The sequence below is a fragment of the Mycobacterium sp. NGS26 genome (genome assembly GCF_059813025.1).
The window spans coordinates 200286-225373 of record NZ_JCALDU010000003.1 but is presented as its reverse complement, the minus strand read 5'-3'; the positions used below and the strand labels follow the sequence as shown (position 1 = coordinate 225373).

The following is a 25088-nucleotide window of genomic DNA, read 5'->3' as shown; positions in this document are numbered from 1 at the left end:
GGGCCCGGGTCGCTTTCCCCGGGCATGTGATGGTCTCGCGCCGAGCGGCTCAGGTAGAACCCACTCGGCGCCTGTGCTGAATGTCGGCCTGACATGCCGCGCAACACCGTGGGGATCCGCGGTGGTCGCGCTTGTCTAAGTCTTCATTCGGGTGTCCGACACCGGTCCGGCGACGTTCACCCGCTCCAAGTATCCCACATCACTCGGCCGGTTCACCCGCACTCCGGATTCGGGACTCCGCAAACCCGCCGCGCTCCGGCTAGGCGCCGGGGAACCACAGCGCGATCTCGCGCTTTGCCGAATCCACCGAATCCGACCCGTGCACCAGGTTGAACTGGGTTTCCAGCCCGAAATCGCCGCGGATGGTGCCGGGCGCAGCCTGCTCGACGGGGTCGGTGCCGCCGGCGAGCTGCCGGACCGCCGCGACCGCCCGCGGACCCTCCACGATTGCTGCCACCACGGGGCCCGACGTGATGAACTGCAGCAACGAGTCGAAGAAGGGTTTGCCTTGGTGCTCGGCGTAGTGCTGGCCGGCCAGCTGTTCGTCGACGTGCCGGAGCTCCAGGGCCGAGATGGTGAGGCCTTTGCGCTCGATGCGGCCGATGATCTCGCCGATCAGCCGCCGCTCGACGCCGTCCGGCTTGACCAGTACCAGGGTCCGTTCCGTCACGGCGGACAGCGTACAGAACGAAACGGCCCTCAGTCGGGTGGCGGCTGGGGGTGTGGCCGTCCGTGCTGCTGCCGCCGCCGCACCTCGGCGCGCAGGTAGGCGATCAGCAGCCACAATCCGCCGAACAGCAAACCGATGAAGCCGACGCCCGGATAGACCGCGAAGCCGGCGAGAAGCACCGCCTGCGCGCCCAGGTTCACCCAGATCGCCCAGGGTCTGCGCTGCAGCCCGGTGAGCAGAATCAGCAGCGCGGCCAGCCCGATCAAATAACCCAGCGATGCCGGGTTCAGGCCGCCGCCGACCGCACCCACCACCGGTATCGCCAGCAGCACCACGATCGCCTCCAGGATCAGCGTCGCGGCCATCACGGCGCCGAAGCTCTTCCACGGGTCGGCGGGCGGCGGGTCGGCGGGCGGCGTCGACTCCCGCGGGTTTTCGTCGGTCATGCCGGATCACGACCGAACAGGGTGCGGGCGGCGCCGGCGGTGACGACCGACCCGGTGACAACGAGCCCGGTGCCGGAGAACGCGCCGCCCTCGGCCTCCCCCACGGCGGCCGCGTCGTCGACCAGGGTGGTCGCGACGTCGATGGCGTCGCGCAGGTTTTCGGCGGTGGTCACGCGGTCGGGCCCGAACCGCGCCCGCGCGGCCGACGCCAGCGACTCGACGTCCAGCGCCCGCGGCGACCCGTTGTGGGTTACCACGACCGCGTCGAACGCCGGCTCCAGCGCGGCAAGGATGCCGTCCACGTCCTTGTCGGTGAGCACGCTGAGAACACCGACGACGAAGCGGAAGTCGAACTCCTCGCCCAGCGTCCGCGCCAGCGCGGCCGCGCCCGCCGGGTTGTGCGCGGCGTCGATGAACACGGTGGGGGCGCTGCGCATGCGTTCCAGCCGGCCGGGGCTGGTCACGGCGGCGAAACCGGCCCGGACGGCCTCGACGTCGAGCTGACGCTGCGCGCCGGCGCCGAAGAACGCCTCGACGGCCGCGAGCGCGACGGCCGCATTGTGCGCCTGGTGTTCGCCGTGCAGCGGCAGGAAGACGTCGGAGTACACCCCGCCGAGGCCCTGCAGCTGCAACACCTGCCCACCGATCGCGATCCGGCGGCCCAACACCGCGAACTCGGAGTCCTCCCGGGCGACCGCGGCGTCGGCGCGCACGGATTGGGCCAGCAACACCTCCATCGCCTCGGGTTCCTGCCGCGCGATGACCGCGACGGTGTCGGGCGAACCGTCGGGCGCCTTGGTGATGATGCCGGCCTTTTCCCCGGCGATCCCCCGGATGTCGTCGCCGAGGTACTGGACGTGGTCCACGCCGATCGGGGTGACGACGGCCACGGGCGCGTTGATCACGTTGGTGGCATCCCACCGACCGCCCATGCCCACCTCGACGACGGCGACCTCGACGGGCGCGTCGGCGAACGCGGCGAACGCCATGGCGGTCAGGACCTCGAACTTGCTCATCGCCGGCCCGCCGGCGGCCCGCGACTGCTCGTCGATCATCTGCACGAACGGTTCGATCTCCCGATACGTCGCCACGTAGCGTGCGGGGCTGATCGGTTCGCCGTCGATCGCGATGCGTTCGACCGCCGACTGCAGGTGCGGGCTGGTGGTCCGGCCCGTGCGCCGGTGCAGCGCGATCAGCAACGCGTCGATCATCCGCACCACCGAGGTCTTGCCGTTGGTGCCCGCGACGTGGATCGACGGGAAGCCCAGCTGGGGCGAGCCCAGCAGGTCCATCAGCGCGCTGATCCGGGTCAGGCTCGGCTCGATCTTGGTCTCGGGCCAGCGCTGGTCCAGCAGGTGCTCGACCTGCAAGAGGGACGCGATCTCGTCCGGTGTGGGCGCCACGCCGACTCGCGGTCCCCACTCGGGCGGCTCAGTCATTGCAACCCGGCCAGCCTGGCGGTGATCCGTTCGGTTTCCTCCCGGGCCACCCGCTGGCGGTCGCGGATCTTGCCGACGACGTGCTCGGGGGCCTTGGCCAGGAAGTCGTCGTTGGCAAGTTTGGCGGTGGTGGACGCCAGCTCCTTTTGTGCTGCGGCCAAATCCTTTTCGAGACGACGACGCTCGGCGGCCACGTCGATGGTGCCCGACGTGTCGAGTTCGACGACGACGGTGCGATCCAGCTTCGGGCCGAGCCGGACCTCCAACGACGCCGACGGGCGGAAATCCGGACCCGGCGCGGTCAGCCACGCCAGCGACGTCACCGCCGCCACCTGGGTGCTCAGATCGCTGTCCTCGACGCCGGTCAACCGCGCCGGCACCTTCTGCCTGTCCGCGAGCCCCTGGTCGCTGCGGAACCGGCGGACCTCGGTGACCAGCCTCTGCATATCGCTGATCCGTTGCGCCGCAACTCGATCCAGAACCACGCCGGACGGCTCCGGCCAGTCGGCGATCACCAGCGACTCCCGGTTCGCCTCTCCCTTCGTCAAGGCCTGCCACAGCGCTTCGGTGAGGAAGGGGATCACCGGGTGCAGCAGCCGCAGCAGCGTGTCCAGCGTCGCGGCCAGCACGGCGGTGGTGTGCGTGATGCCGTCGGCGAGCTGGGTCTTGGCCAATTCGACGTACCAGTCGCAGAATTCGTCCCAAGCGAAGTGGTAGAGCGACTCGCAGGCCCGGCTGAACTCGTAGCCGTCGAAGGCCGAATCGACCTCGGCGCGAACCTCTTCCAGCCGGCCCAGGATCCACCGGTCGGCGTCGGTCAGCTCGGCCTGCGGCGGCAGCGGCGCCAGCTTGGTGCCGTTGAGTAGCGCGAACCGGGTGGCGTTGAACAGCTTGGTGCCGAAGTTGCGCGACGCCCGGACGTGGTCCTCGCTGATCGTCAGGTCGCCGCCGGGGCTGGCGCCGCGGGCCAGCGTGAACCGCAGCGCGTCGGCGCCGAACTGGTCGACCCAGTCCAGCGGGTCGATCACGTTGCCCTTGGACTTGCTCATCTTGCGGCCGAACTCGTCGCGGATCAGCCCGTGCAGGAACACGTCGGTGAACGGCACCTGGGGGCCGCGGCGGCCGTCCAGCGTGATGGCGTCGTCGTCGCCGACGAAGGTGCCGAACATCATCATCCGCGCGACCCAGAAGAACAGGATGTCGTAGCCGGTCACCAAAACGCTTGTCGGATAGAACTTTTCCAGTTCCGGGGTCTTTTCCGGCCAGCCCAACGTCGAGAACGGCCACAGCGCCGAGGAAAACCAGGTGTCGAGCACGTCGGGGTCCTGCTCCCAGCCGTCGGGGGGCGTGTCGTCCGGGCCCACGCATATCTGCTCGCCGTCGGGCCCGTACCAGATCGGGATGCGGTGGCCCCACCACAGCTGCCGCGAGATGCACCAGTCGTGCATGTCGTCCACCCAGGCGAACCAGCGCGGTTCCAGGCTGGCGGGGTGAATCACGGTGTCCCCGTTCCGCACCGCGTCGCCGGCGGCCTTGGCCAGCGATTCCACCCGGACCCACCACTGCAGTGACAGCCGTGGCTCGATCGGTTCGCCGCTGCGCTCCGAATGCCCCACGCTGTGCAGGTAGGGGCGTTTCTCCTCGACGATGCGGCCCTGCGCCGCAAGGGCTTCCCGCACCGCGGCGCGGGCCTCGAAGCGGTCCATGCCGTCGAATTGCGTTCCGGTGTTCCCGACCCGGCCCCTGGTGTCGAGGATCGAGATCATCGGCAACTCGTGGCGCAGCCCGATCTCGAAGTCGTTGGGGTCGTGTGCGGGCGTGACTTTGACTGCGCCCGTTCCGAATTCGGGGTCGACGTGCTCGTCGGCGACGATGACGAGCTGCCGGTCGATGAAGGGGTGCGGCAGCGTGCTGCCCACCAGGTGGCGGTAGCGCTCGTCGTCGGGATGCACCGCGATCGCGGTGTCGCCCAGCATCGTCTCGACCCGGGTGGTCGCGACCACGATGTGAGGTTGCGAGTCGTCGAGCGAACCGTACCGGAACGACACCAGTTCGCCCTCGACGTCGACATAGTTGACCTCGAGGTCCGAGATCGCGGTCTGCAGCACCGGCGACCAGTTGACCAGCCGCTCGGCCCGATAGATCAACCCGGCGTCGTAGAGCCTCTTGAAGATGGTGCGCACCGCGCGGGACAGGCCCTCGTCCATGGTGAACCGGTCGCGGCTCCAGTCCACCCCGTCGCCGAGACGGCGCATCTGGCCGCCGATGGCGCCGCCCGACTCACGCTTCCAATCCCAGACCTTCTCGATGAACAGGTCCCGGCCGAAGTCCTCCTTGGTCTTGCCGTCGACCGCGAGCTGCTTTTCCACCACGCTCTGGGTCGCGATGCCCGCATGATCCGTGCCCGGCTGCCACAGCACCTCGTAACCCTGCATGCGCTTGCGGCGCGTCAGCGCGTCCATCATGGTGTGCTCGAGCGCGTGCCCCATGTGCAGGCTGCCGGTCACGTTCGGCGGCGGCAGCACGATGGAATAGCCGGGTTTGGTGCTGGCCGCATCCGCCTCGAAGTAGCCGGCATCCAGCCACTTCTGGTAGATCGCGCTCTCCATCGCGCCCGGATCCCACGACTTGGGCAGGTCGGCGGAGGTGGGGCTGGCGGTCACCGGTCAATTCTAGGGATGCGGGGCGGTCATCCGGTCAGCCGGTCAACCTCCAACGACACGCCGGCGGCCGGGAACCGGTCCAGCAGCGCGTCGCCCATCGCGGCCGCCGGTGTCAGCACGCCGAGCAGGTCGGACAGCTTGTCGCGATCGAAGGCGAGCGCCAGGGCGCACTCCCCCAGCAACACCGAGGTCGCCTGGTAGCCGGGGTCGCCCCGCTGCTCCATGCGCGCCACGTAGCGGGCGCCGCTCGTCGTGGTGGTGTAGGTCTCGATCTTGTAGAAGCCGCGCTCGCGCGCCGCCGCGCTGGGACCGGTGCCGGGCTTGGGGACGAACCGGTCCAGCAGCCGCCGGGGCAGCAGCCGGAAGTAACGGGCCCCCAATCCGAACGTCGCCTTGCCGACGCCGGCGAACACCGCCGATGCCAGCGGCGCGAGCGGCGACGAGCCCAGGCTCATGTGTTCGCTGTAGCGGAACCCGCGACCGTATGCCCATTCGAGTAACGCGTTGCTGCGCCTGACGACTCGCGTGTTGATCGACGCCATCACGAATCCGGCGGTCCACACGCCGTTCAGTTCCGGCGCGATCTGCCGGCCGCGACGCCAGGGCATGTCCGGCTGCGGGCCCAGGTCGGGCTCGGCGGCGCGGTCGGCGCTCAACGTGTACGGGTCGGCCAGCAGGTCACGCACCTCGGGGTCGCGGGACGAGGCCTGCAGCACGTCCATCATCGACGCGATGGTGCCGCCGGACAGCCCGCCGGAGAATGAGCGCACCACGAAGTCGGTGCCCAGCAGCTCGCCCGCCCCGTCGTCGCGGGCCGCCCGGTGCAGCGCGTACACGCTCAGATCCGAGGGGACGGAGTCGAATCCGCAGCAGTGCACGATGCGGGCGCCGGTGTCGGCGGCCTGCTTGTGGTGCAGGTCGATGCTCTCGCGGATGAACATCGCCTCCCCGGTCAGGTCGGCGTAGTCGGTGCCGGCGGCGGCGCACGCCGCCACCAGCGGCAGCCCGTAGCGGCTGTAGGGCCCGACCGTGGTGACGACGACTCGGGTGCGGGCCGCCATCTCGTCCAGCGTCGACGGCGATGTCGCGTCGGCGCTCAGCAGCTGCCACGACCGCGCGGATTCGCCGAGGCCGTCGCGGACGGCGCGCAGCCGGTCGGTCGACCTGCCCGCCAGCGCGATCCGCGCGCCCGACGCGGCGCGCGCCAGGTATTCGGCGGTCAGCTTTCCCACGAAGCCGGTAGCCCCGTACAACACGATGTCGAATTCGCGCGGCGTTGCGGTCACCGGCCCGACGCTACCCGGGACAGGTAATGCCGGGCCCAAGGCCCGGCATTACCCGTATGACGGCGCAAGCCGTGTGTTTGCGTCGGTCGGTCAGCCGCGGCGGCCGCAGACCGGCCACGCGCCGATGCCCTGCGAATGCAGGACGTTCTCGGCCACCCGGATCTGCTCCTCCCGGCTGGCGCTGGCGGGAGAGCCCGAGCCGCCGTTGGCGTGCCAGGTGCTCGACGTGAACTGCAGGCCACCGGAATAGCCGTTACCGGTGCTGATGCCCCAGTTTCCACCCGACTCGCACTGCGCGATGGCGTCCCAGTTCACGCTGTAGGCCTTGCGGGCCGGAGGAGCGGGCTGCGCGTCCGGCGCCGGCGGCGGCGGAGCGTCCGGAGCCGGCGGCGCCGGAGCGGCCGGGACCGGAGGCATCGGGGGGTTGCCGTCGAAGCCCGCGGGGGCCGGCGGCGGCGGGACCTCCGGCGCCGGAGGGGGCGGCGGAGGAAGGTTCGGGTCGAATCCCGCCGGGGCCGGCGCGTCAGCGGGGGCCAAGGCGTCCGGGACCGCAGGCGGCGGCGGAACGTTCGGGTTGAAGCCCGCGGGAGCCGCGGCGTCCGGCGCCGGAGGCGGGGGCGCGTCGGGGGCGGGCCCGGCGGCGGGAACGTTCGGGTCAAAGCCCATCGGTTCCGCGCCCGCGGCGGCGGATGGCAGTGTCACCAGCGAGCCGGTGATCGCGGCCAGGATGAGCGTCTTACGGACGTTCTTCAATCTCGTTCCTTTCGCGGTGCGCGCGCGCCAAAGCAAACCCGCGGATGCGGGTTTGGGGTGCTGATGTTCCAAGCGGAATAAGTGCTCTGGGGCGTGCCGTCTCGTTCAGGCACGACAGCGGGGGCTGATCCGCCCGGCGGGCTGTTGCCCACCGGCCGCGCGGCGGCTGTCGCCGATCGCAGCCCCGCTCACACGCGGGTCCGTGGATTCAATTTTTCGTTACTCACATCGCCCGATTTGGGCTAAGAGGGACCGTACGAGAACCGATTGCATTCGTCATCTCGAGAAAATGGACATCTCGGTTCGATAACGAGCCGATCACGGCGCGATAGCAGAAATAACTCGGCAGGTCAGCCGCCATTTCCCGGCGAAGACCTTACGAGCGGTGCCGCCGGGTTATCGTGAGCCGAATCACGTACATTTTGTGAGCTGGACCACGGTTTGCGGCGCGACGGCCGGGGCCATTGCGCGCCGCCCGCGGCGGCAGGGCGCACAGGCTACACCGCGATCGAGCCGATTTCCGCCCGACACGCCGAAGACGCGAAGGACGCAGGCACGGCGGCACTTCGAAAGTCAAAGTGTCTCAGCCACATTCGTCGCAAACCGTCCGCGCGACGGGGACTGCCGGAAAGTGTTTGCGCCGATGCGGCACGGTCCGTGAGGCGAGGAATGAGGTTGTCACGGATTGCCAACTGCCCCAGGCGATTTGGCGTCCACGGATGCAGCGGCGCCGATCGCGGCCACAGGCCCGCCGTTGCCCGGCCAAAACGCCCGGCCGGGGATGGGCGATTTGCGCGGCGCAATTTGCCACGCGTGACTCGCGGTCGCGGACGCCGGACCCGTCATGCCCTAATCCGATCTGGTACGATGTACGTCGGGACACACCCCAAATCGCCACTGCGCCAACGTCTTACGATGGCCCACGCGGCAAGCGGAGCGATTTACTCTGCGGTAAATTCAAAAGCTAACTAGAGTCAATAGTTTCTGGCACTCAATTATCCACAATTTCCAAGCGCAAAAATCAATGTCGGACCGCGATTAAGCAATTGTTTCGGCAAAATCTAAAGGTGCAAAAAGCGCGTCGGAATTTCATCCGGCCCCGCGGTTGGCTCGCGTCACGCCCCGGGCCGCACCAGGGCACGCAGGTCCGCGTCGCTGTTGACGTTCGTCAACGGACGCGAATCCGACATCACGATTCGCTGCGAGTCCGAAACGTCAACCAGGGCACGCATTTTGCGCTCCCCGGCGGCCACCAGGGCTTCGGCCCTGTCGGCCAGCTCGGTCCGGTACACCGCGGCCAGATAGTGGTCCCGGCCGTCCCACGGCAACACCACTTCGGCGTTGGTCTCGACGGCCCGGCGAGCGAGGTCGTCGATCAATTCGACGGCCAGCAGCGGCATGTCCACGGCGCAGACGAAGGCCAGCCGGGCGCCGGCCTCCGCGGCGGCGCGCAGCCCGCGCGCGGTCGCCGGCAACGGCCCCTGTCCGCCCAGCTCGTCGCGGATGATGCGGGCCTGCAACGCGGGCAGCGGCTGCCCCTGCGCGGCCATCACCAGGACCGGCTTGCAGCGCCGGCCGAGAACCCCGACCACGTGCTCCACCATGGTCTCGCCGGCGCCGGAAGGCCCCGGGAACGGAAGGGTGGCCTTATCGCGGCCCATCCGCCGCGACTCGCCTCCAGCGAGTACTACCCCGGCCAGTGATACTGCGTCGGGCACCAGCGCAGCCACCCCTTACTCGACGGTCCAGGTGTCGCGCCCGCGCAACAACGACTGCAATGCGGCGGAGTCGAACGGCTTCGACGACTGGGCGGCACGCACCTGGGCGCGGGCCGCGTCGTCGTAGGTGGGCCGGTTGATGTTCCGGAAGATACCGAGCACCGTGTGCTCGAGGTTCTGGTCCGACAACCGCGACAGCGCGTACGCGTAGGCCGAGTCGTCGGCCTGCGCGTCGTGCACGACGATCTCCTCGACCGCCACGTCGGCGGTCTTGGCGACCTCGAGGCCGAAGCCGGACTTCACCACGCAGTATTCGCCGTTGGCGCCGAAGACAATTGGATCCCCGTGGCGGACGTTGATCAGCCGCTCCTCGGCGCCCTCCTTGCGCAGCGCGTCGAACGAGCCGTCGTTGAAGATCGGGCAGTCCTGCAGGATTTCGACCAGGGCGGCGCCACGATGGGCGGCGGCCCCGCGTAAGACCTCCGTCAGCCCGTTGCGGTCGGAGTCCAGCGCGCGACCGACGAACGTCGCCTCGGCCCCCAGCGCCAGCGACACCGGGTTGAACGGGTGATCCAGCGATCCCATCGGGGTCGACTTGGTGATCTTGCCGACCTCCGACGTCGGCGAGTACTGCCCTTTGGTCAGGCCGTAGATCCGGTTGTTGAACAGCAGGATCGTGATGTTGACGTTGCGACGCAGCGCGTGGATCAGGTGGTTGCCACCGATCGACAGGGCGTCGCCGTCACCCGTGACCACCCACACCGACAGATCCTCGCGGGCCAGCGCCAGCCCGGTCGCGATCGCCGGCGCGCGGCCGTGGATCGAGTGGAACCCGTAGGTCTCCAGGTAGTACGGGAACCGGCTGGAGCAGCCGATGCCGCTGACGAAGACGATGTTCTCCCGGCGCAGCCCCAGCTCGGGCAGGAAGTTGCGGATGGTGTTGAGGATGACGTAGTCACCACAGCCCGGGCACCAGCGGACCTCCTGGTCACTGGTGAAATCCTTGCCCTTCTGCGGCTCGTCCGTCGTGGGCACACCGTCGTTCTTGGTCAGCCTCGGGGTCAAGCCGAGGTCCGTGCCCGCCAGATCGCCACCGATCAGGTCGGTCATTCTTCCGCTCCCGCTCCTACTGTCGCTGCCGCCATTCTGGCGACCATCGTCTTGTCGTGCTCGATTTCGGCCAATGTTCCGCCCAGCGCGGCGCGGATCACGCGCCCGATCTCGTCGGCCAGGAACGCGACACCCTGGACCTTCGAGACGGATTGCACGTCGACCAGATACTTGCCCCGCAGGATCAGCGCCAGCTGACCCAGGTTCATCTCCGGGCACACCACCTTCGGGTAGCGCCGCAGCACCTCGCCCAGGTTGGGCGGGAAGGGGCTGAGGTGGCGCAGGTGCGCATGCGCGACCTTGATGCCCTTGCGCCGCGCCCGACGACAGGCCTCGCCGATCGGGCCGTAGGAGCTGCCCCAGCCGATCAGCAACAGCTCGGCGTCTCCGGTCGGGTCGTCCACCTCCAGATCGGGAACCGAGATGCCGTCGATCTTGGCCTGGCGCAACCGGACCATGAGGTCGTGATTGATCGGCTCGTAGGAGATGTTGCCGCTGCCGTTGGCGGCTTCCAGACCACCGATGCGGTGCTCCAGGCCGGGAGTGCCGGGCACGGCGAACTGACGCGCCAGCGTCTCCGGGTCGCGGTTGTAGGGCTGGAACGGCTCATCGGGTTTGGCGAAGACGTGCTTGATCGGCTCCAGCGAGCCGACATCCGGAATCTGCCATGGCTCAGAGCCGTTGGCGATCGAGCCGTCGGACAGCAGGATCACCGGGGTGTGATACGACACGGCGATGCGCACCGCCTCGAGGGCGGTCTCGAAACAGTCGGACGGCGACCGCGGCGCCAGCACTGCCACCGGCGACTCCCCGTTGCGGCCGTACAACGCCTGCAGCAGGTCGGCCTGCTCGGTCTTGGTGGGCAGCCCGGTCGACGGTCCGCCCCGCTGCACGTCGATGACCAGCAACGGCAACTCGGTCATCACGCCCAGGCCCAGCGCCTCGGACTTCAGCGAGATGCCCGGCCCGGACGTGCTGGTGACGCCCAGGGCGCCGCCGTAGGAAGCGCCGATCGCCGCGCAGATGCCGCCGATCTCGTCCTCGGCCTGGAAGGTGATCACGTTGAAGTTCTTGTGCTTGGACAGCTCGTGCAGGATGTCCGAGGCCGGCGTGATCGGGTAGCTGCCGAGCACGACGGGAATGTTGGCGAGCTGACCCGCTGCCACGATGCCGTAGGCGAGCGCGGTGTTGCCCGAGATCTGCCGGTATTCACCGGCGGGCAATGTGGCGCGGGAGACCTCGTAGGTGGTGCCGAAGGCCTCGGTCGTTTCGCCGTAGTTCCAGCCCGCCTTCAGCGCGAGCACGTTGGCCTCCGCGATGTCGGGCTTGCGGGCGAACTTCTCCCGGATGAACTTCTCGCTGGCTTCGATCGGCCGCCCGTACATCCACGACAAAAGGCCAAGCGCGAACATGTTTTTCGCGCGCTGGCCGTCCTTCTTCGACGCCCCGATGGCCTCGACGGCGCCGAGCGTCAGCGTGGTCATCGCCACCGAGTGCACGACGTACTCCTCGAGCTCGTCGGACTCCAGCGGGTTGGTGACGTAGCCGACCTTCGTCAGGTTGCGCTTGGTGAATTCGTCGGAGTTCGCGATCACCATGCCGCCGCGCGGCAGGTCGCCGAGGTTGGCCTTCAGCGCCGCGGGGTTCATGGCGACGAGCACGTCGGGCCGGTCGCCGGCGGTCAGGATGTCGTAATCGGCGATCTGAATCTGGAACGACGAGACGCCGGGCAGCGTGCCCGCGGGGGCCCGGATCTCGGCGGGGTAGTTCGGTTGAGTCGCCAGGTCGTTGCCGAAAAGCGCTGCCTCCGAGGTGAACCGGTCGCCGGTCAGCTGCATGCCGTCGCCGGAGTCCCCGGCGAAGCGGATGACAACTTGTTCCAGCCGCTGACGGTCGGACCCGTTGCGAGGGGCCTCGCTATGAGAATCTGACCCGGCCCCACTGCCGTTCGGATCCACGTCTCCGCCTTCCATTTCTCAACCGGATAGGCACTCCACTGAAGCTTTAGGTTACGCGCCGTTGGAGTGACTCCCGCGCCCTCGAGCTTGTGTGTCACTGCTAGTACCGAGTATGGCACTGCTTTTAGGTGAGCATGGGCGTCTCATATCCCTCGCACGCTGCGTGTTTACCGGCAATGCCGAAGTCAGCGGCGTGCTACCGACGAGTAGGCGTCAAACTGTGGTGTTGGTCACTTCGATCGGCGCGGCGCTGAGCGGCCTACGCGCTCTTGTCGCGGCGCTCGGTGCGGGACGGCTTGCGCGGCACGATCGTCGGCAGCACGTTGTCCTGCACCGTCTCCTTGGTCACCACGACCTTGGCGACGTCGTCGCGGCTCGGGATGTCGTACATCACCGGCAGCAGGACTTCCTCCATGATCGCGCGCAGCCCGCGGGCGCCGGTGCCGCGGTGGATCGCCTGATCGGCGATGGCCTCCAGCGCGTCGTCGGTGAACTCCAGCTCGACGCCGTCCATCTCGAAGAGCCGGGTGTACTGCTTCACCAAAGCGTTCTTAGGTTCGGACAGGATCTTCACCAACGACTCCATGTCCAGGTTGGTCACCGACGCGACCACCGGGAGGCGCCCGATGAACTCGGGGATCAGGCCGAACTTGATCAGGTCCTCGGGCATCACGTCGGCGAAGTGGTCGGTGGTGTCGATCTCGGCCTTGGAGCGGACCTCCGCGCCGAAGCCCAGCCCGCGCTTGCCGACGCGCTCGTAGATGATCTTCTCCAGGCCGGCGAACGCCCCCGCGACGATGAAAAGCACGTTCGTGGTGTCGATCTGGATGAACTCCTGGTGCGGGTGCTTGCGCCCGCCCTGCGGGGGAACCGACGCCTGGGTGCCCTCGAGGATTTTCAACAGGGCCTGCTGCACGCCCTCGCCGGAGACGTCGCGGGTGATCGACGGGTTCTCGCTCTTGCGCGCGATCTTGTCGACCTCGTCGATGTAGATGATGCCGGTCTCGGCGCGCTTGACGTCGTAGTCGGCGGCCTGGATCAGCTTGAGCAGAATGTTCTCGACGTCCTCACCGACGTATCCGGCCTCGGTCAGCGCGGTGGCGTCGGCGATGGCGAACGGCACGTTGAGCATCTTGGCGAGCGTCTGGGCCAGGTAGGTCTTGCCGCAGCCGGTGGGCCCGAGCATCAGGATGTTGGACTTGGTCAGCTCGACCGGCTCGTACCGGGAGTCGCGACCCTTCTCGCCCGCCTGGATCCGCTTGTAGTGGTTGTACACGGCGACCGCCAGCGTTCGCTTGGCGGTGTCCTGCCCGATGACGTATCCCTCCAGGAACTCCCGGATCTCGGCGGGCTTGGGCAGTTCGTCGAGCTTGACGTCGTCGGCGTCGGCAAGTTCCTCTTCGATGATCTCGTTACACAGGTCGATGCACTCGTCGCAGATGTACACACCGGGGCCAGCAATGAGCTTCTTGACCTGCTTTTGGCTCTTCCCGCAGAACGAGCACTTCAGCAAGTCACCGCCGTCTCCGATGCGCGCCATGGTGCTTGAGTGCCTACTTCCTGTTCGCCGTCCGTCGTGCTGTGCCGCATGTAATCCCCGACGCTACCCGCTTGCTCGGGCCCCACGCGACCGTTAGCGCCGAATCGCGTCGGTGGTATTCATCTGTGTCCGTCTGAATGAAACATATAGCCCGACGGCGCCAGTCACTCGTCAAAGACGCGCACAGCGTGTCTTTGGCGTGTCGCGGTCGTTACCCGACCGAGGCTCGTACGCCCCCGAACCCGATGGCTTTTGGCGGGCCACCAGGCAACCCACCCTACAGTGGCGATGTGGGTTTGGCTGTCCAATTCGGGGGGCCCGGCGAATCCGTGTTGATCGCCGATGGCGGCCTGGCCACCGAGCTCGAAGCGCGCGGTCACGACCTGTCCGACCCGCTGTGGTCGGCGCGGCTGCTGGCCGACGATCCGCAGCAGATCGTCGCGGTGCACGCCGCGTACTTTCGCGCCGGCGCCGCGATCGCGACGACCGCCAGCTACCAGGCGTCGTTCGAAGGCTTCGCGGCCCGCGGGATCGCCCGGGACCAGGCCGCCGCGCTGCTGCGCCGCAGCGTCGAGCTCGCCAAGGCCGCGCGGGACGCCGCCGGAGGGGACCTGTGGGTGGCCGCGTCGGTCGGACCCTACGGCGCGGCGCTGGCCGACGGATCCGAATACCGCGGCCGCTATGGGCTGTCCGTCGCGGCCCTGACGCGCTGGCATCGTCCGCGGCTGGAGGTTCTGGCCGACGCGGGCGCGGACGTGCTCGCGCTGGAAACGGTGCCCGACGTCGACGAGGCGGAGGCTCTGGTCGACCTGGTGCGCACGCTCGGGGTGCCGGCCTGGCTCAGCTACACCATCGAAGGAACTCGGACCCGCGCCGGGCAACCGCTGGCCGACGCGTTCGCGGTGGCCGCCGGCGTCGACGAGATCGTCGCCGTCGGCGTCAACTGCTGTGCGCCCGACGACGTGCTCACCGCCATCGAGATCGCCGACGTCGGCAAGCCGATCATCGTCTACCCCAACAGCGGCGAGCACTGGGACGGCAACACGTGGGCGGGGCCGCGCACGTTTTCCGTGCGGCGCGCTTTGGAGTGGGTGGCGGCCGGCGCCCGCATCGTCGGCGGGTGCTGCCGGGTGGGGCCGGCGGAGATCGCCGACGTCGCTTCGGCTCTACGCCCAATGTGAAGCTGTTGCGAAAACTCGGCGGTGGATTCGCAACAGTTTCACGCTCGGCGATAGGCCGGGCGTCAGGCGGTCTGCGCGGACAGCTTCCGGTATTCCAGGACGGTGTCGATGATCCCGTAGTCCTTGGCGTCTTCGGCGGTCAGGATCTTGTCCCGGTCGGTGTCCTTGCGGATCACCGAGGCGTCCTTTCCGGTGTGACGGGCCAGCGTGGTCTCCATCAGCGTGCGCATCCGCTCGATCTCGGCGGCCTGGATCTCCAGGTCGGAGAACTGGCCCTGGATGACACCCTGAAGAGACGGCTGGTGGATCAGCACCCGCGCGTTGGGCAGCGCCATCCGCTTGCCCGGCGTCCCCGCCGCCAGCAGCACCGCCGCCGCCGAGGCGGCCTGACCCAGGCACACGGTCTGGATGTCGGCCCGCACGTACTGCATGGTGTCGTAGATCGCCATCAGCGAGGTGAAACCGCCGCCCGGGGAGTTGATGTACATGGTGATGTCGCGGTCGGGATCCAGCGACTCCAGCACCAGCAGCTGCGCCATGATGTCGTTGGCCGAGGCGTCGTCGACCTGGACGCCGAGGAAGATGATGCGCTCCTCGAACAGCTTGTTGTACGGGTTGGATTCCTTGACGCCAAAGCTGGAGTGCTCGATGAACGACGGCAGGATGTAGCGCGCCTGGGGTTGGGTTTCGGGGTTCATTGGGCTTCTCCGTTGGTGAGGTGTGCGGCGCGGGTGATGATGTGGTCGACGAAGCCGTATTCCAGGGCTTCGGCGGCGGTGAACCAGCGGTCGCGGTCGGAGTCGGTCACGATGCGCTCGACCGGCTGACCGGTGAACTCGGCGATGAGCCGGAACATCTCCTGCTTGATCAGCGTGAACTGCTCGGCCTGGATGGCGATGTCGGCCGCACTGCCGGTCACCCCGCCCAGCGGCTGGTGCATCAGGATTCTGGCGTGCGGCAATGCGTAGCGCTTGCCCTTGGTGCCCGCGGCGAGCAGGAACTGACCCATCGAGGCGGCCATGCCCATCGCGTAGGTGGCGATGTCACAGGGCGCCAGGACCATGGTGTCGTAGATCGCCATCCCGGCGCTGATCGAACCGCCGGGCGAATTGATGTACAGCGAGATGTCCTTGGCGGGGTCCTCGGCGGCGAGCAGCAGAATCTGCGCGCACAGCCGGTTGGCGACGTCGTCGTTCACCTCCGAGCCCAGGAAGATGATCCGCTCGGAGAGCAAGCGCTCATAGACCGAGTCCGTGAGGTTGAGACCCTGCGAGTTCGTACGCATGTCAGTCACATCTCTCATTTAGGTGGCACCTGCTTCTCTCGAAAATCCGTATGCACCGACACTATCCAACCGAGCCCACGGTTTGGCGGCCACGCACCCGATAAACGGGCGCGTTCGCTCACAGCGTCATTCCGCGGCGTCGCCGGACGGCTGGGACGCCTCGTCGGCCTCCTCGCCCGCCTCGGCGACCGGGGCGCGCTTGCCGAAGAACTCGCTGGTGTCGATCGTGTTGCCCTCGGTGTCGGTGACCGTCGCCGCCTCGACCACCGCGGCGATGGCCAGCCCGCGGCGCACGTCGGCGAACATGGCCGGCAGCTGGTTGTTCTCCTGCAGATAGGCGAACAGCTGCTGCGGCTCGATTCCGTATTGCCGAGAGGTCATCACCAGTCGTTCGGTCAGGTCGTCCTGCCCGACCTGGACCTCCAGCTGGTCGGCCAGCGCGTCCAGCAGCAGCTGGCGGCGCAGGTCCGTCTCCGTGGCATCGCGCGTCTCGGCCTCGAACTCCTCGCGCGACTTGCCCTGGGTGGCGAGCACCTCGTCCAACTTGGCCTGGTCGTGGTCGAGGCCGTGCAACGCGCCGTGCATGGCGTTGTCGAACTGCGCCTGCACGACGGCCTCCGGCAGCGGCACGTCGACCTGCTCGAGCAGCGCGTCCAGCGTGGCCTCGCGGATCTGATCCGCCTGCTGGGCCCGCTTGAGCCGGCTCACCTGCTCGCGCAGGTTGGACCGCAGCTCCTCAATGGTGTCGAATTCGCTTGCCAATTGGGCGAATTCGTCGTCGGGCTCGGGCAGCTCGCGTTCCTTGACCGACCTGACGGTGACGGTGACCTGTGCGTCCTGCCCGGCATGCTCGCCGCTCGCCAGCTTCGCGGTGAACTCCTTGGACTCGTCTGCGGACATGCCGATGAGCGCCTCGTCCAGCCCCTCGATGAGCCGGCCGGAGCCGACCTCGTGCGAGAGTCCCTGCGCGGAGGCGCCCGGCACCTCCTCGCCGTCGACGGTCGCCGACAGGTCGATCGAAACGAAGTCGCCGTCGGCCACCGGCCGGTCCACCCCGGTCAGGGTGCCGAATCGGGCGCGCAGCGACTGCAGCTCGGCGTCGACGTCGTCGTCGCTGACCTCGATCGGGTCCACCGAGATCCGCAGCGCGCTCAGGTCCGGCAGGCTGAGTTGGGGACGGACGTCGACCTCGGCGGTGAACGCCAGCTCCTGGCCGTACTCCTTCTTGGTCACCTCGATGTCGGGCTGGCCGAGCGGATGGACCTCGGACTCCGCGACCGCCTGCCCGTACCGGGCGGGCAGGGCCTCGCTGACGACCTGGTCGAGCATCGCCTCCCGGCCGAACCGGGCCTCCAGCAACTTCGCCGGCGCCTTGCCGGGCCGGAATCCGGGTAGCCGCACCTGCTTGGCCAGCTCCTTGTACGCCCGCTGGAAATCGGGCTCGAGCTCGGTGAACGGCACCTCCACATTGATGCGCACCCGGGTGGGGCTCAACTGCTCGACGCTGCTCTTCACGGGGTGTGCTCCTCGGTGGTCGTTACTGGCGGTCCGGTCGGGGTGACAGGATTTGAACCTGCGGCCTTCCGCTCCCAAAGCGGATGCGCTACCAAGCTGCGCTACACCCCGCGCTGACCTCGACGATGCTACGGCCCGGCGGCGGCGGCGTCGCTGGCACCTTCCAAGACCTCAGGACCTCACGGAGCGATAACGGACCCGCTTCGATTAGATTTGATGTTCTTCGCCAGATACAGTTTCGCTCGACTAATGAATGCGGGCGTAGCTCAATGGTAGAGCCCTAGTCTTCCAAACTAGCGACGCGGGTTCGATTCCCGTCGCCCGCTCTGCTGGGCGGCTGCTCGACAGAAAGGCGCCATGAGCGACGTCGACATACACGGCTCATGCGTCGAGGGCTTCGACGGGGTGCGCGACGCGTTCGCGCGCAACTTCGCGCACCGACACGAGGTCGGCGCGGCGGTCGCCGTGTGGGTCGACGGCGAGCTCGTCGTCAACCTGTGGGGCGGCTCGGCCGACGCGGCCGGCGCCCGCCCGTGGCGGGAGGACACCCTCACCACGGTGCTGTCCGGCACCAAGGGCCTGTCGGCCACCTGCGTCCATCAGCTCGCGGACCGCGGCGAGTTGGACCTGCACGCGCCGGTGGCGCGCTACTGGCCCGAGTTCGCGCAGGCCGGCAAGCAAGACATCACCCTGGCCATGGTGATGGGCCACCGATCCGGCGTGATCGGGCCGCGCACCCGGATGAGTTGGGACAGGGTCGCCCACTGGGACTTCGTCTGTGAGCAGCTGGCCGCAGCCGAACCCTGGTGGGAGCCGGGCACCGCCCAGGGCTACCACATGACCACCTTCGGTTTCATCCTCGGCGAGGTATTCCGCCGGGTCACCGGTCGCACGATCGGTCAATACCTGCGCACCGAGATCGCCGAACCCATCGGCGCCGACGTGCACATCGGCTTGTCCCCCGCCGAACAGCGCCGGTGTGCCGAACGGGTCAACAAGCCGCACGCGCGGGATCTGTTGGCCGACGTGCAGGCCCCCGGCCACCCGACCAGCCTGGCCGAACACCCCAAGGCGGGGTTGTCGGTCTCGATGGGATTCGCACCCGACGACGAACTCGGCTCCAACGACCTGCAGTTGTGGCGAGAGCTCGAGTTTCCCGGCACCAACGGTCAGGTGTCGGCGCTGGGATTGGCGACGTTCTACAACGCGCTGGCCCAGGAGAAGCTGCTCAGCCGGGAGCACATGGACAAGGTCCGCGTGTGCCAGGGCGGCGACGAGACCGACCTGGTGCTCGGGCCGCGGGTCGCCGATCACGGGTGGGGCCTGGGCTACATGCTCAACCGGCGCGGCATCAACGGGCCCAACCGGCGGATCTTCGGCCATGGCGGGCTGGGTGGCTCATTCGGGTTCGTCGACCTGGAACACCGCATCGGCTACGCGTATGTGGCGAACCGCTTCGACGCCACCAAGTCCAACGCGGACCCCCGCAGCCTGGCGCTCAGCAACGAGGTCTACGCCGCGCTGGGAGTGACGTCGGGCTGACGCTGGGGCCGGCCCGTCGCCCGGGGACGGCGTCCTCTGGATTTGCTGTGCGCCGCGACGTACATTTGCGCTCTGCACCGCTTATAAGAGGCCCGCGAGGCTGAGGATGACAACGAATCGGCCAGGAAGCACCGTCGTCGACGTCGACATTCGGGGCTCGTGTGCGGCGCGGTTCGAGCGGGTTCGCGAGGCGTTTGCGCAAAACTTTGCGGTGCGCGACGAGGTCGGCGCCGCGGTCGCGGTCTATGTGGACGGCGATCTCGTCGTCGACCTATGGGGCGGTTGGGCCGACGCCGCCCGCTCTCGGCCATGGCGGCGGGACACGCTGGCCGCCCTGCTCTCCGCCACCAAGGGGCTGACCAGCACGTGCGTGCACCAGCTCGTCGAGCGCGGCGAGCTCGACCTGTATGCGCCGGTGGCCCGCTACTGGCCCGAGTTCGGGCAGGCGGGCAAGGAGGCCATCACCATCGCGATGGTGATGAGTCACCGGTCGGGGGTGATCGGCCCGCGTGCCCGGCTGACCTGGCAACAAGTCGCCGACTGGGATCTGGTCTGCGAGCGGCTGGCCGCCGCGGAACCGTGGTGGGAGCCGGGGACCGCCCAGGGCTACCACGCGGTCACCTTCGGATTCATCCTCGGCGAGGTGGTCCGCCGTGCCACCGGCCGCACGATCGGCCAGTACCTGCGCACCGAAATCGCCGAGCCGCTGGGTATCGACGTGCACATCGGCCTGCCCGTCAGCGAGCACCGCCGCTGCGCCGAGATGGTGAACCAGTTCCAGTTCCACAAAACGCTGATCGACGCCCAGGCTCCCGCCGGCTCCCCCGTTTCGCTGGCCGACCATCCGAAGGCGGGCGTCGCCGTCGCACTGGGCTTGGGGTTTGTGCCGGATGAGGCGCTGCGCGCCAACGACATGCGGTTGTGGCGGGAGATCGAGCTCCCCGCCAGCAACGCGCACGTGTCGGCGCTGGGACTGGCGGGCTTCTACAACGCGCTCGCGCAGGAGCGGCTGCTCAGCCGCCGCCACATGGACCTGATCCGCACATCGCAGGGTGGCTTCGAGCGGGACCTGGTGCTGGGTTCCCGGGTCGCAGACCACGGCTGGGGTCTGGGCTACATGCTCAACCAGCGCCGCGTCGTCGGACCAAACCCGCGCATCTTCGGCCACGGCGGCTCGGGCGGCGCGTTCGGATTCGTCGACCTGGAACACCGGATCGGTTACGCCTACGTGATGGATTACTACGACATGACCCAGGCCAATGCCGACCCGCGCAGCGTCGCCCTCATCGACGAGGTCTACGCCGCGCTGGGAGTTCACGTCTGACAGGTGGGGCACCAGAACACGTTTCGGCCCTCCAGGACCGCGGTGCGGATCGGGTCGCCGCACACCCGGCACGCCTCGGCGGCTCGCCGGTACACGTACGTCCGCGGCCGCCCGGGCCCGTACGACGGCGGACCGTGATCGTGTTCGGGCCGCACCACGATGATCTTGCCGCGGCGCAGGCCGACCCTCATCAGCGCCACCAGATCGGTCCACGCCGCGTCGAACTCGGCGTCGCCGATCTTCTGGCCGGGCCGGAACGGGTCGATGCCGTGCCGGAACAGCAACTCGCTGCGGTACACGTTGCCGACCCCGGCGATCACCGTCTGGTCCATCAGCAACGCGCCAATCGGCCTGCGCGACTTGGCAATCCGGGCCCACGCCCAGGCCGGGTCGGCGTCGGCGCGCAGCGGGTCGGGTCCGAGCCGGGCGAGCACGTCGGAGACCTGTGCCTCGTCGATGACCTCGCACACCGTCGGGCCGCGCAGGTCGGTGCCGTAGCCGTCGCCGACCATCCGCATCCGCACCTGCCCCACCGCTTCCGGAAACGTGCCGTCGTCAGGCCGTTCCCATTCGGTGAAGGTGCCGTAGAGGCCGAGGTGCACGTGCACGATGGGGCCGCCGGCGTAGTAATGGAACAGGTGCTTGCCCCAGGCGCTGGCGCGGCGCAGCACCCGGCCGTCCACCACGGCCGCCGAATCGGCGAACCGGCCCTGCGGGCTGGACACCGCCACCGGCGCGTCGCGAAATCGGCGCTGATGCAGCCGTGCCAGCCGGTGCAGGGTATGCCCCTCGGGCACGAGACGACCTCAGGCCTGGGCGCCGGGCACCGGCGGCGCCTGATGCGTGCGTTCGTACTCGGCGAGTATGTCGATACGCCGTTGGTGGCGTTCGGCTTTCGACCACTGCGCGGTCAGGAAGGCGTCCACGATGGACAACGCCTCGTCGACGGTGTGCATGCGGCCGCCGATGCCGATCAGCTGCGCGTCGTTGTGTTCCCGCGCCAGCGTCGCGGTCTCGACGCTCCACGCCAGCGCGCAGCGGGCCCCGGGGACCTTGTTGGCCGCGATCTGCTCGCCGTTGCCCGAGCCGCCCAGCACGATGCCCAGGCTGTCCGGGTCGGCCACCGTGCGCGTCGCGGCGGCGATGCAGAACGCCGGGTAGTCGTCGTCGGGGTCGTAACCGAAGGCGCCGCAGTCGATCGGCTCGTGCCCGGTCTTCTCGAGGTGCTCGACGATCTGCTGCTTGAGCTCGAATCCCGCGTGGTCAGAGCCGAGGTAGACGCGCATGCCCGCAATCCTTACACAGCCGCGGGCCGCCGAGGCTAGTCGAATTCCGGCTTCTCGGTGCGGGTCCGCTTGAGCTCGAAGAAGTGTGGGTAGGAGGCGAAGGTCACCGACGCGTCCCAGAGCTTGCCGGCCTCCTCGCCGCGCGGGATCTTCGACAGGACCGGACCGAAGAATGCCACCCCGTTGACGTGGATGGTCGGCGTGCCGACATCGTCACCGACGGCGTCCATCCCGGCGTGATGGCTCTTGCGCAGCGCGTCGTCGTAGGCGTCGCTGTCCGCGGCCTTGGCCAGCTCCGCGGGCAGCCCGGCGTCGGCGAGCGACAACCTGATGACCTCCTCGAGGTCCTTGTTGTCCTCGTTGTGAATCCGGGTGCCCATCGCGGTGTACAGCGGGTCCAAAACGCCCGCCCCGTGGGCCTGCTCGGCGGCGATCGCCACGCGCACCGGCCCCCACGCATGCTTCATCAACTCGCGATATTTGTCGGGCAGGCCTTCGCGGTTCTCGTTGAGTATCGCCAGGCTCATGACGTGGAAGTTCACCTCGATGTCGCGGACCTTCTCCACCTCGAGGATCCAGCGCGACGTGATCCAGCACCACGGACACAGCGGGTCGAACCAGAAATCGGCTTGGTTTTTCACGGGGGCCTTCTCGGGCATTGCCAGTCCTCTCGTCAACGGCACCGTTGAGCACAACCGTAGACGGCGCACGCCTGTTCCCGCCCTGCGGCGCCGGTCCCGCACGCTCTAAGTTGGACGCGTGGCCCTTCCTAACCTCACCAGGGACCAGGCCGTCGAACGCGCCGCCCTGATCACCGTCGACAGCTACCGGATCAACCTCGATCTCACCGACGGCGACCGCACGTTCCGGTCCACCACCACCGTGGTGTTCGACGCGCTGGCCGGCGCCGACACGTTCATCGACATCGCCGCCGACGCCATCCACAGCGCCACCCTCAACGGCCGCGAGCTCGACGTCTCCGGCTACGACGAATCGACCGGCATCCCGCTGGCCGGGCTGGCCGACCGCAACGTCGTGGTCGTCGACGCGCACTGCCGCTACTCCAACACCGGCGAGGGGCTGCACCGCTTCGTCGACCCCGTGGACGACGAGACATACCTGTATTCGCAATTCGAAACCGCCGACGCCAAGCGCATGTTCGCCTGCTTCGACCAGCCCGACCTCAAGGCGTCGTTCGCCATCCAGGTGAGGGCGCCCAGGCACTGGAGGGTGATCTCCAACGGCGCGACCGTGTCGGTGCAAGACTTCGACAAGCACGGGGTGCACACCTTCGCCACCACCCCGCGGATGAGCACGTATCTGGTGGCGTTGATCGCCGGGCCGTACGCCGAGTGGAAAGACACCTACACCGACGAACACGGCGATATCCCGCTGGGCATCTACTGCCGGGCCTCGCTGGCGCAGTACATGGACGCCGACCGGCTGTTCACCCAGACCAAACAGGGCTTCGGCTTCTACCACCGAAACTTCGGGCTGCCGTATGCGTTCGGCAAGTACGACCAGTTGTTCGTGCCCGAATTCAACGCCGGCGCAATGGAAAACGCCGGCGCGGTGACGTTCCTGGAGGACTACGTCTTTCGCAGCAAGGTCACCCGCGCGTCCTACGAGCGGCGCGCCGAGACGGTGCTGCACGAGATGGCGCACATGTGGTTCGGCGACCTGGTCACCATGAGGTGGTGGGACGACCTGTGGCTGAACGAGTCGTTCGCGACGTTCGCGTCGGTGCTCTGCCAAAGCGAGGCAACCGAATTCACCGAGGCCTGGACGACGTTCGCCACCGTCGAGAAGTCCTGGGCGTACCGCCAAGACCAGCTGCCGTCGACGCACCCGATCGCCGCGGACATCCCCGACCTGGCCGCCGTCGAGGTGAACTTCGACGGAATCACCTACGCCAAGGGCGCTTCGGTGCTCAAGCAGCTGGTCGCCTACGTCGGGCTGGAGCAGTTCCTGGCCGGGCTGCGCGACTACTTCCGCGCCCACGCGTACGGCAACGCCACGTTCGACGACCTGCTGGCCGCGCTGGAGAAGGCGTCCGGCCGCGACCTGTCGGACTGGGGCCGGCAGTGGCTGAAAACCACCGGGCTCAACACGCTTTCGGCGGATTTCGACGTCGACGACGACGGCCCCGACGGCAGGTTCACCCGGTTCGTGGTTCGCCAGGGCGGCGCCGCGCCCGGTGCGGGCGAGACGCGGGTGCACCGGCTGGCGATCGGTATCTACGACGACTCGGTCGACGATGGCGCCGGCAAGCTGGTGCGGGTGCACCGCGAGGAACTCGACGTCGAGGGCCCGGAGACGGAAGTCCCTGCGCTGGTTGGCGTTTCGCGCGGCAAGCTGGTTCTGGTCAACGACGACGACCTGACCTACTGCTCGGTGCGGCTGGACGCGCAGTCGCTGCGGACGGCGCTGGACCGGATCGCCGACATCACCGAGGCGCTGCCGCGCACGCTGGTGTGGTCGGCGGCCTGGGAGATGACCCGCGAGGCCGAGCTGAGGGCCCGCGACTTCGTGGCGCTGGTGTCGCGCGGCGTGCACGCCGAAACCGAGGTCGCGGTGTTGCAGCGGCTGCTGATGCAGGCCCAGACGGCGCTGGGCTCCTACGCCGAGCCGGCCTGGGCCCGCGAGCATGGCTGGCCGCAGTTCGCGGACCGGCTGCTGGAGTTGGCCCGCGGCGCGGAGCCCGGATCGGATCGGCAGCTCGCGTTCCTCAACGCGCTGTGCGCGTCGGTGCTGTCGCCCCGGCACGTCGAGGTGCTGGCCGGCCTGCTCGACCGGGAACCCGCCGACTTGGGGCTGACCGGCCTGCAGATCGACACCGACCTGCGCTGGCGCATCGTGACCGCGCTGGCCACCGCCGCCGCGATCGACGCCGACGGGCCGGCGACGCCGTTCATCGACGCCGAGGTGCAGCGTGACCCCACCGCGGCCGGCAAGCGCCACGGCGCGCAGGCGGCGGCGGCCCGGCCGCAGCTGCGCGTCAAGGAGGAGGCGTTCACCACGGTGGTCGAGGACGACACCCTGCCCAACGTCACCGCGCGCTCGATCATCGCGGGCTTCGCGGCGCCGGGGCAGCAGGAGCTGCTCAAGCCGTTCACCGAGCGCTACTTCGAGGCCATCCCCGGCGTTTGGGCGCGACGGTCCAGCGAGGTCGCCCAGACCGTGGTGATCGGGCTGTACCCGGGTTGGGACATCAGCGACGACGGCGTCGCGGCCGCCGACCGGTTCCTGCAGGCCCCGGAGTCCGAGGTGCCGCCCGCGTTGCGCCGGCTGGTGCTGGAGGGCCAGGCGGGGGTGAAGCGGTCACTGAAAGCCCGCCGCTTCGACGGTTCCTGATACTGCCTCCCGCGAGCG

20 protein-coding genes and 2 tRNA genes are annotated in these 25088 nt (G+C 68.5%); 5 read left to right on the top strand and 17 right to left on the bottom strand.

Translation table 11 applies throughout. The features are described from left to right. Window positions 1-259 precede the first annotated feature (259 nt). The 10 genes from ndk to clpX form a co-directional block, all read right to left on the bottom strand. Window positions 260-670, bottom strand: coding sequence for a nucleoside-diphosphate kinase (gene ndk, locus AC5Y6X_RS12045; protein WP_499986666.1), 411 nt, complete (start codon window positions 668-670; stop codon window positions 260-262). A 29-nt stretch (window positions 671-699) separates the two neighbouring features. After that, window positions 700-1116: a DUF4233 domain-containing protein gene (locus AC5Y6X_RS12040; RefSeq protein ID WP_499986665.1), complete on the bottom strand. Its 417-nt coding sequence runs from the start codon at window positions 1114-1116 to the stop codon at window positions 700-702. Beyond that, complete coding sequence (folC, locus tag AC5Y6X_RS12035) at window positions 1113-2555, bottom strand: bifunctional tetrahydrofolate synthase/dihydrofolate synthase (protein ID WP_499986664.1); 1443 nt, start codon at window positions 2553-2555, stop codon at window positions 1113-1115. The genes AC5Y6X_RS12040 and folC overlap by 4 nt, the downstream gene beginning before the upstream one ends. Continuing rightward, window positions 2552-5218 carry a valine--tRNA ligase gene (locus AC5Y6X_RS12030; protein ID WP_499986663.1) on the bottom strand — a complete coding sequence of 889 codons (2667 nt, stop codon included), beginning with the start codon at window positions 5216-5218 and terminating at the stop codon, window positions 2552-2554. The genes folC and AC5Y6X_RS12030 overlap by 4 nt, the downstream gene beginning before the upstream one ends. Window positions 5219-5244: 26 nt before the next feature. After that, the gene (locus AC5Y6X_RS12025; protein WP_499986662.1) at window positions 5245-6504 is read right to left on the bottom strand and encodes a saccharopine dehydrogenase family protein; all 1260 of its coding nucleotides are present in this window, start codon (window positions 6502-6504) and stop codon (window positions 5245-5247) included. Between the two features lie 90 nt (window positions 6505-6594). Next, window positions 6595-7257: a transglycosylase family protein gene (locus tag AC5Y6X_RS12020; protein ID WP_499986661.1), complete on the bottom strand. Its 663-nt coding sequence runs from the start codon at window positions 7255-7257 to the stop codon at window positions 6595-6597. Between the two features lie 1115 nt (window positions 7258-8372). Continuing rightward, complete coding sequence (gene mobA / locus AC5Y6X_RS12015) at window positions 8373-8987, bottom strand: molybdenum cofactor guanylyltransferase (RefSeq protein WP_499986660.1); 615 nt, start codon at window positions 8985-8987, stop codon at window positions 8373-8375. Between the two features lie 3 nt (window positions 8988-8990). Continuing rightward, window positions 8991-10085 carry a 2-oxoacid:ferredoxin oxidoreductase subunit beta gene (locus AC5Y6X_RS12010; RefSeq protein ID WP_499986659.1) on the bottom strand — a complete coding sequence of 365 codons (1095 nt, stop codon included), beginning with the start codon at window positions 10083-10085 and terminating at the stop codon, window positions 8991-8993. Then, window positions 10082-12043, bottom strand: a complete 1962-nt coding sequence (locus AC5Y6X_RS12005) for a 2-oxoacid:acceptor oxidoreductase subunit alpha (protein WP_499986658.1) — start codon at window positions 12041-12043, stop codon at window positions 10082-10084. The genes AC5Y6X_RS12010 and AC5Y6X_RS12005 overlap by 4 nt, the downstream gene beginning before the upstream one ends. A gap of 259 nt (window positions 12044-12302) precedes the next feature. Next, window positions 12303-13583 (bottom strand): ATP-dependent Clp protease ATP-binding subunit ClpX, encoded by a 1281-nt coding sequence (gene clpX / locus AC5Y6X_RS12000; RefSeq protein ID WP_324680714.1) that lies wholly within the window; start codon window positions 13581-13583, stop codon window positions 12303-12305. Window positions 13584-13873: 290 nt separating this feature from the next. Here clpX and mmuM point away from each other — a divergent pair, with 290 nt between their 5' ends. Beyond that, window positions 13874-14764, top strand: a complete 891-nt coding sequence (gene mmuM / locus AC5Y6X_RS11995; protein ID WP_499986657.1) for a homocysteine S-methyltransferase — start codon at window positions 13874-13876, stop codon at window positions 14762-14764. Window positions 14765-14826: 62 nt separating this feature from the next. Here mmuM and clpP2 read toward each other — a convergent pair whose 3' ends face one another. From clpP2 to AC5Y6X_RS11975, 4 genes are all read right to left on the bottom strand, one after another. Then, complete coding sequence (gene clpP2, locus AC5Y6X_RS11990; RefSeq protein WP_324680710.1) at window positions 14827-15462, bottom strand: ATP-dependent CLP protease proteolytic subunit ClpP2; 636 nt, start codon at window positions 15460-15462, stop codon at window positions 14827-14829. Next, window positions 15459-16067 carry an ATP-dependent Clp protease proteolytic subunit gene (locus AC5Y6X_RS11985; protein WP_499986656.1) on the bottom strand — a complete coding sequence of 203 codons (609 nt, stop codon included), beginning with the start codon at window positions 16065-16067 and terminating at the stop codon, window positions 15459-15461. The genes clpP2 and AC5Y6X_RS11985 overlap by 4 nt, the downstream gene beginning before the upstream one ends. A 108-nt stretch (window positions 16068-16175) precedes the next feature. Then, entirely contained in the window at window positions 16176-17564 is a 1389-nt protein-coding gene (tig, locus tag AC5Y6X_RS11980; RefSeq protein WP_499986655.1) for a trigger factor, read from the bottom strand. Between the two features lie 37 nt (window positions 17565-17601). Continuing rightward, window positions 17602-17675, bottom strand: a tRNA-Pro gene (locus AC5Y6X_RS11975). Between the two features lie 144 nt (window positions 17676-17819). On the opposite strand from AC5Y6X_RS11975, the gene AC5Y6X_RS11970 reads away from it, so the two are divergent. From AC5Y6X_RS11970 to AC5Y6X_RS11960, 3 genes are all read left to right on the top strand, one after another. Further along, window positions 17820-17890 (top strand) — tRNA-Gly (locus tag AC5Y6X_RS11970). 31 nt (window positions 17891-17921) lie between these two features. Beyond that, a complete protein-coding gene (locus AC5Y6X_RS11965; RefSeq protein WP_499986653.1) occupies window positions 17922-19106 on the top strand; it encodes a serine hydrolase domain-containing protein in 1185 nt (394 codons plus the stop codon). Between the two features lie 106 nt (window positions 19107-19212). Beyond that, window positions 19213-20430 (top strand): serine hydrolase domain-containing protein, encoded by a 1218-nt coding sequence (locus AC5Y6X_RS11960; RefSeq protein ID WP_499986652.1) that lies wholly within the window; start codon window positions 19213-19215, stop codon window positions 20428-20430. On the opposite strand, the gene AC5Y6X_RS11955 is transcribed toward AC5Y6X_RS11960, so the two are convergent. From AC5Y6X_RS11955 to AC5Y6X_RS11945, 3 genes are read right to left on the bottom strand one after another with little or no spacing between them, the layout of a single operon-like run. After that, entirely contained in the window at window positions 20421-21227 is an 807-nt protein-coding gene (locus AC5Y6X_RS11955; protein WP_499986651.1) for an Fpg/Nei family DNA glycosylase, read from the bottom strand. The genes AC5Y6X_RS11960 and AC5Y6X_RS11955 overlap by 10 nt on opposite strands. Before the next feature lie 9 nt (window positions 21228-21236). Beyond that, window positions 21237-21716, bottom strand: coding sequence for a ribose-5-phosphate isomerase (locus AC5Y6X_RS11950; protein ID WP_499986650.1), 480 nt, complete (start codon window positions 21714-21716; stop codon window positions 21237-21239). 35 nt (window positions 21717-21751) lie between these two features. After that, window positions 21752-22375: an Rv2466c family mycothiol-dependent reductase gene (locus tag AC5Y6X_RS11945; RefSeq protein ID WP_324680696.1), complete on the bottom strand. Its 624-nt coding sequence runs from the start codon at window positions 22373-22375 to the stop codon at window positions 21752-21754. Window positions 22376-22475: 100 nt separating this feature from the next. On the opposite strand from AC5Y6X_RS11945, the gene pepN reads away from it, so the two are divergent. Next, window positions 22476-25070 carry an aminopeptidase N gene (pepN, locus tag AC5Y6X_RS11940; RefSeq protein ID WP_499986649.1) on the top strand — a complete coding sequence of 865 codons (2595 nt, stop codon included), beginning with the start codon at window positions 22476-22478 and terminating at the stop codon, window positions 25068-25070. Window positions 25071-25088: the final 18 nt, after the last annotated feature.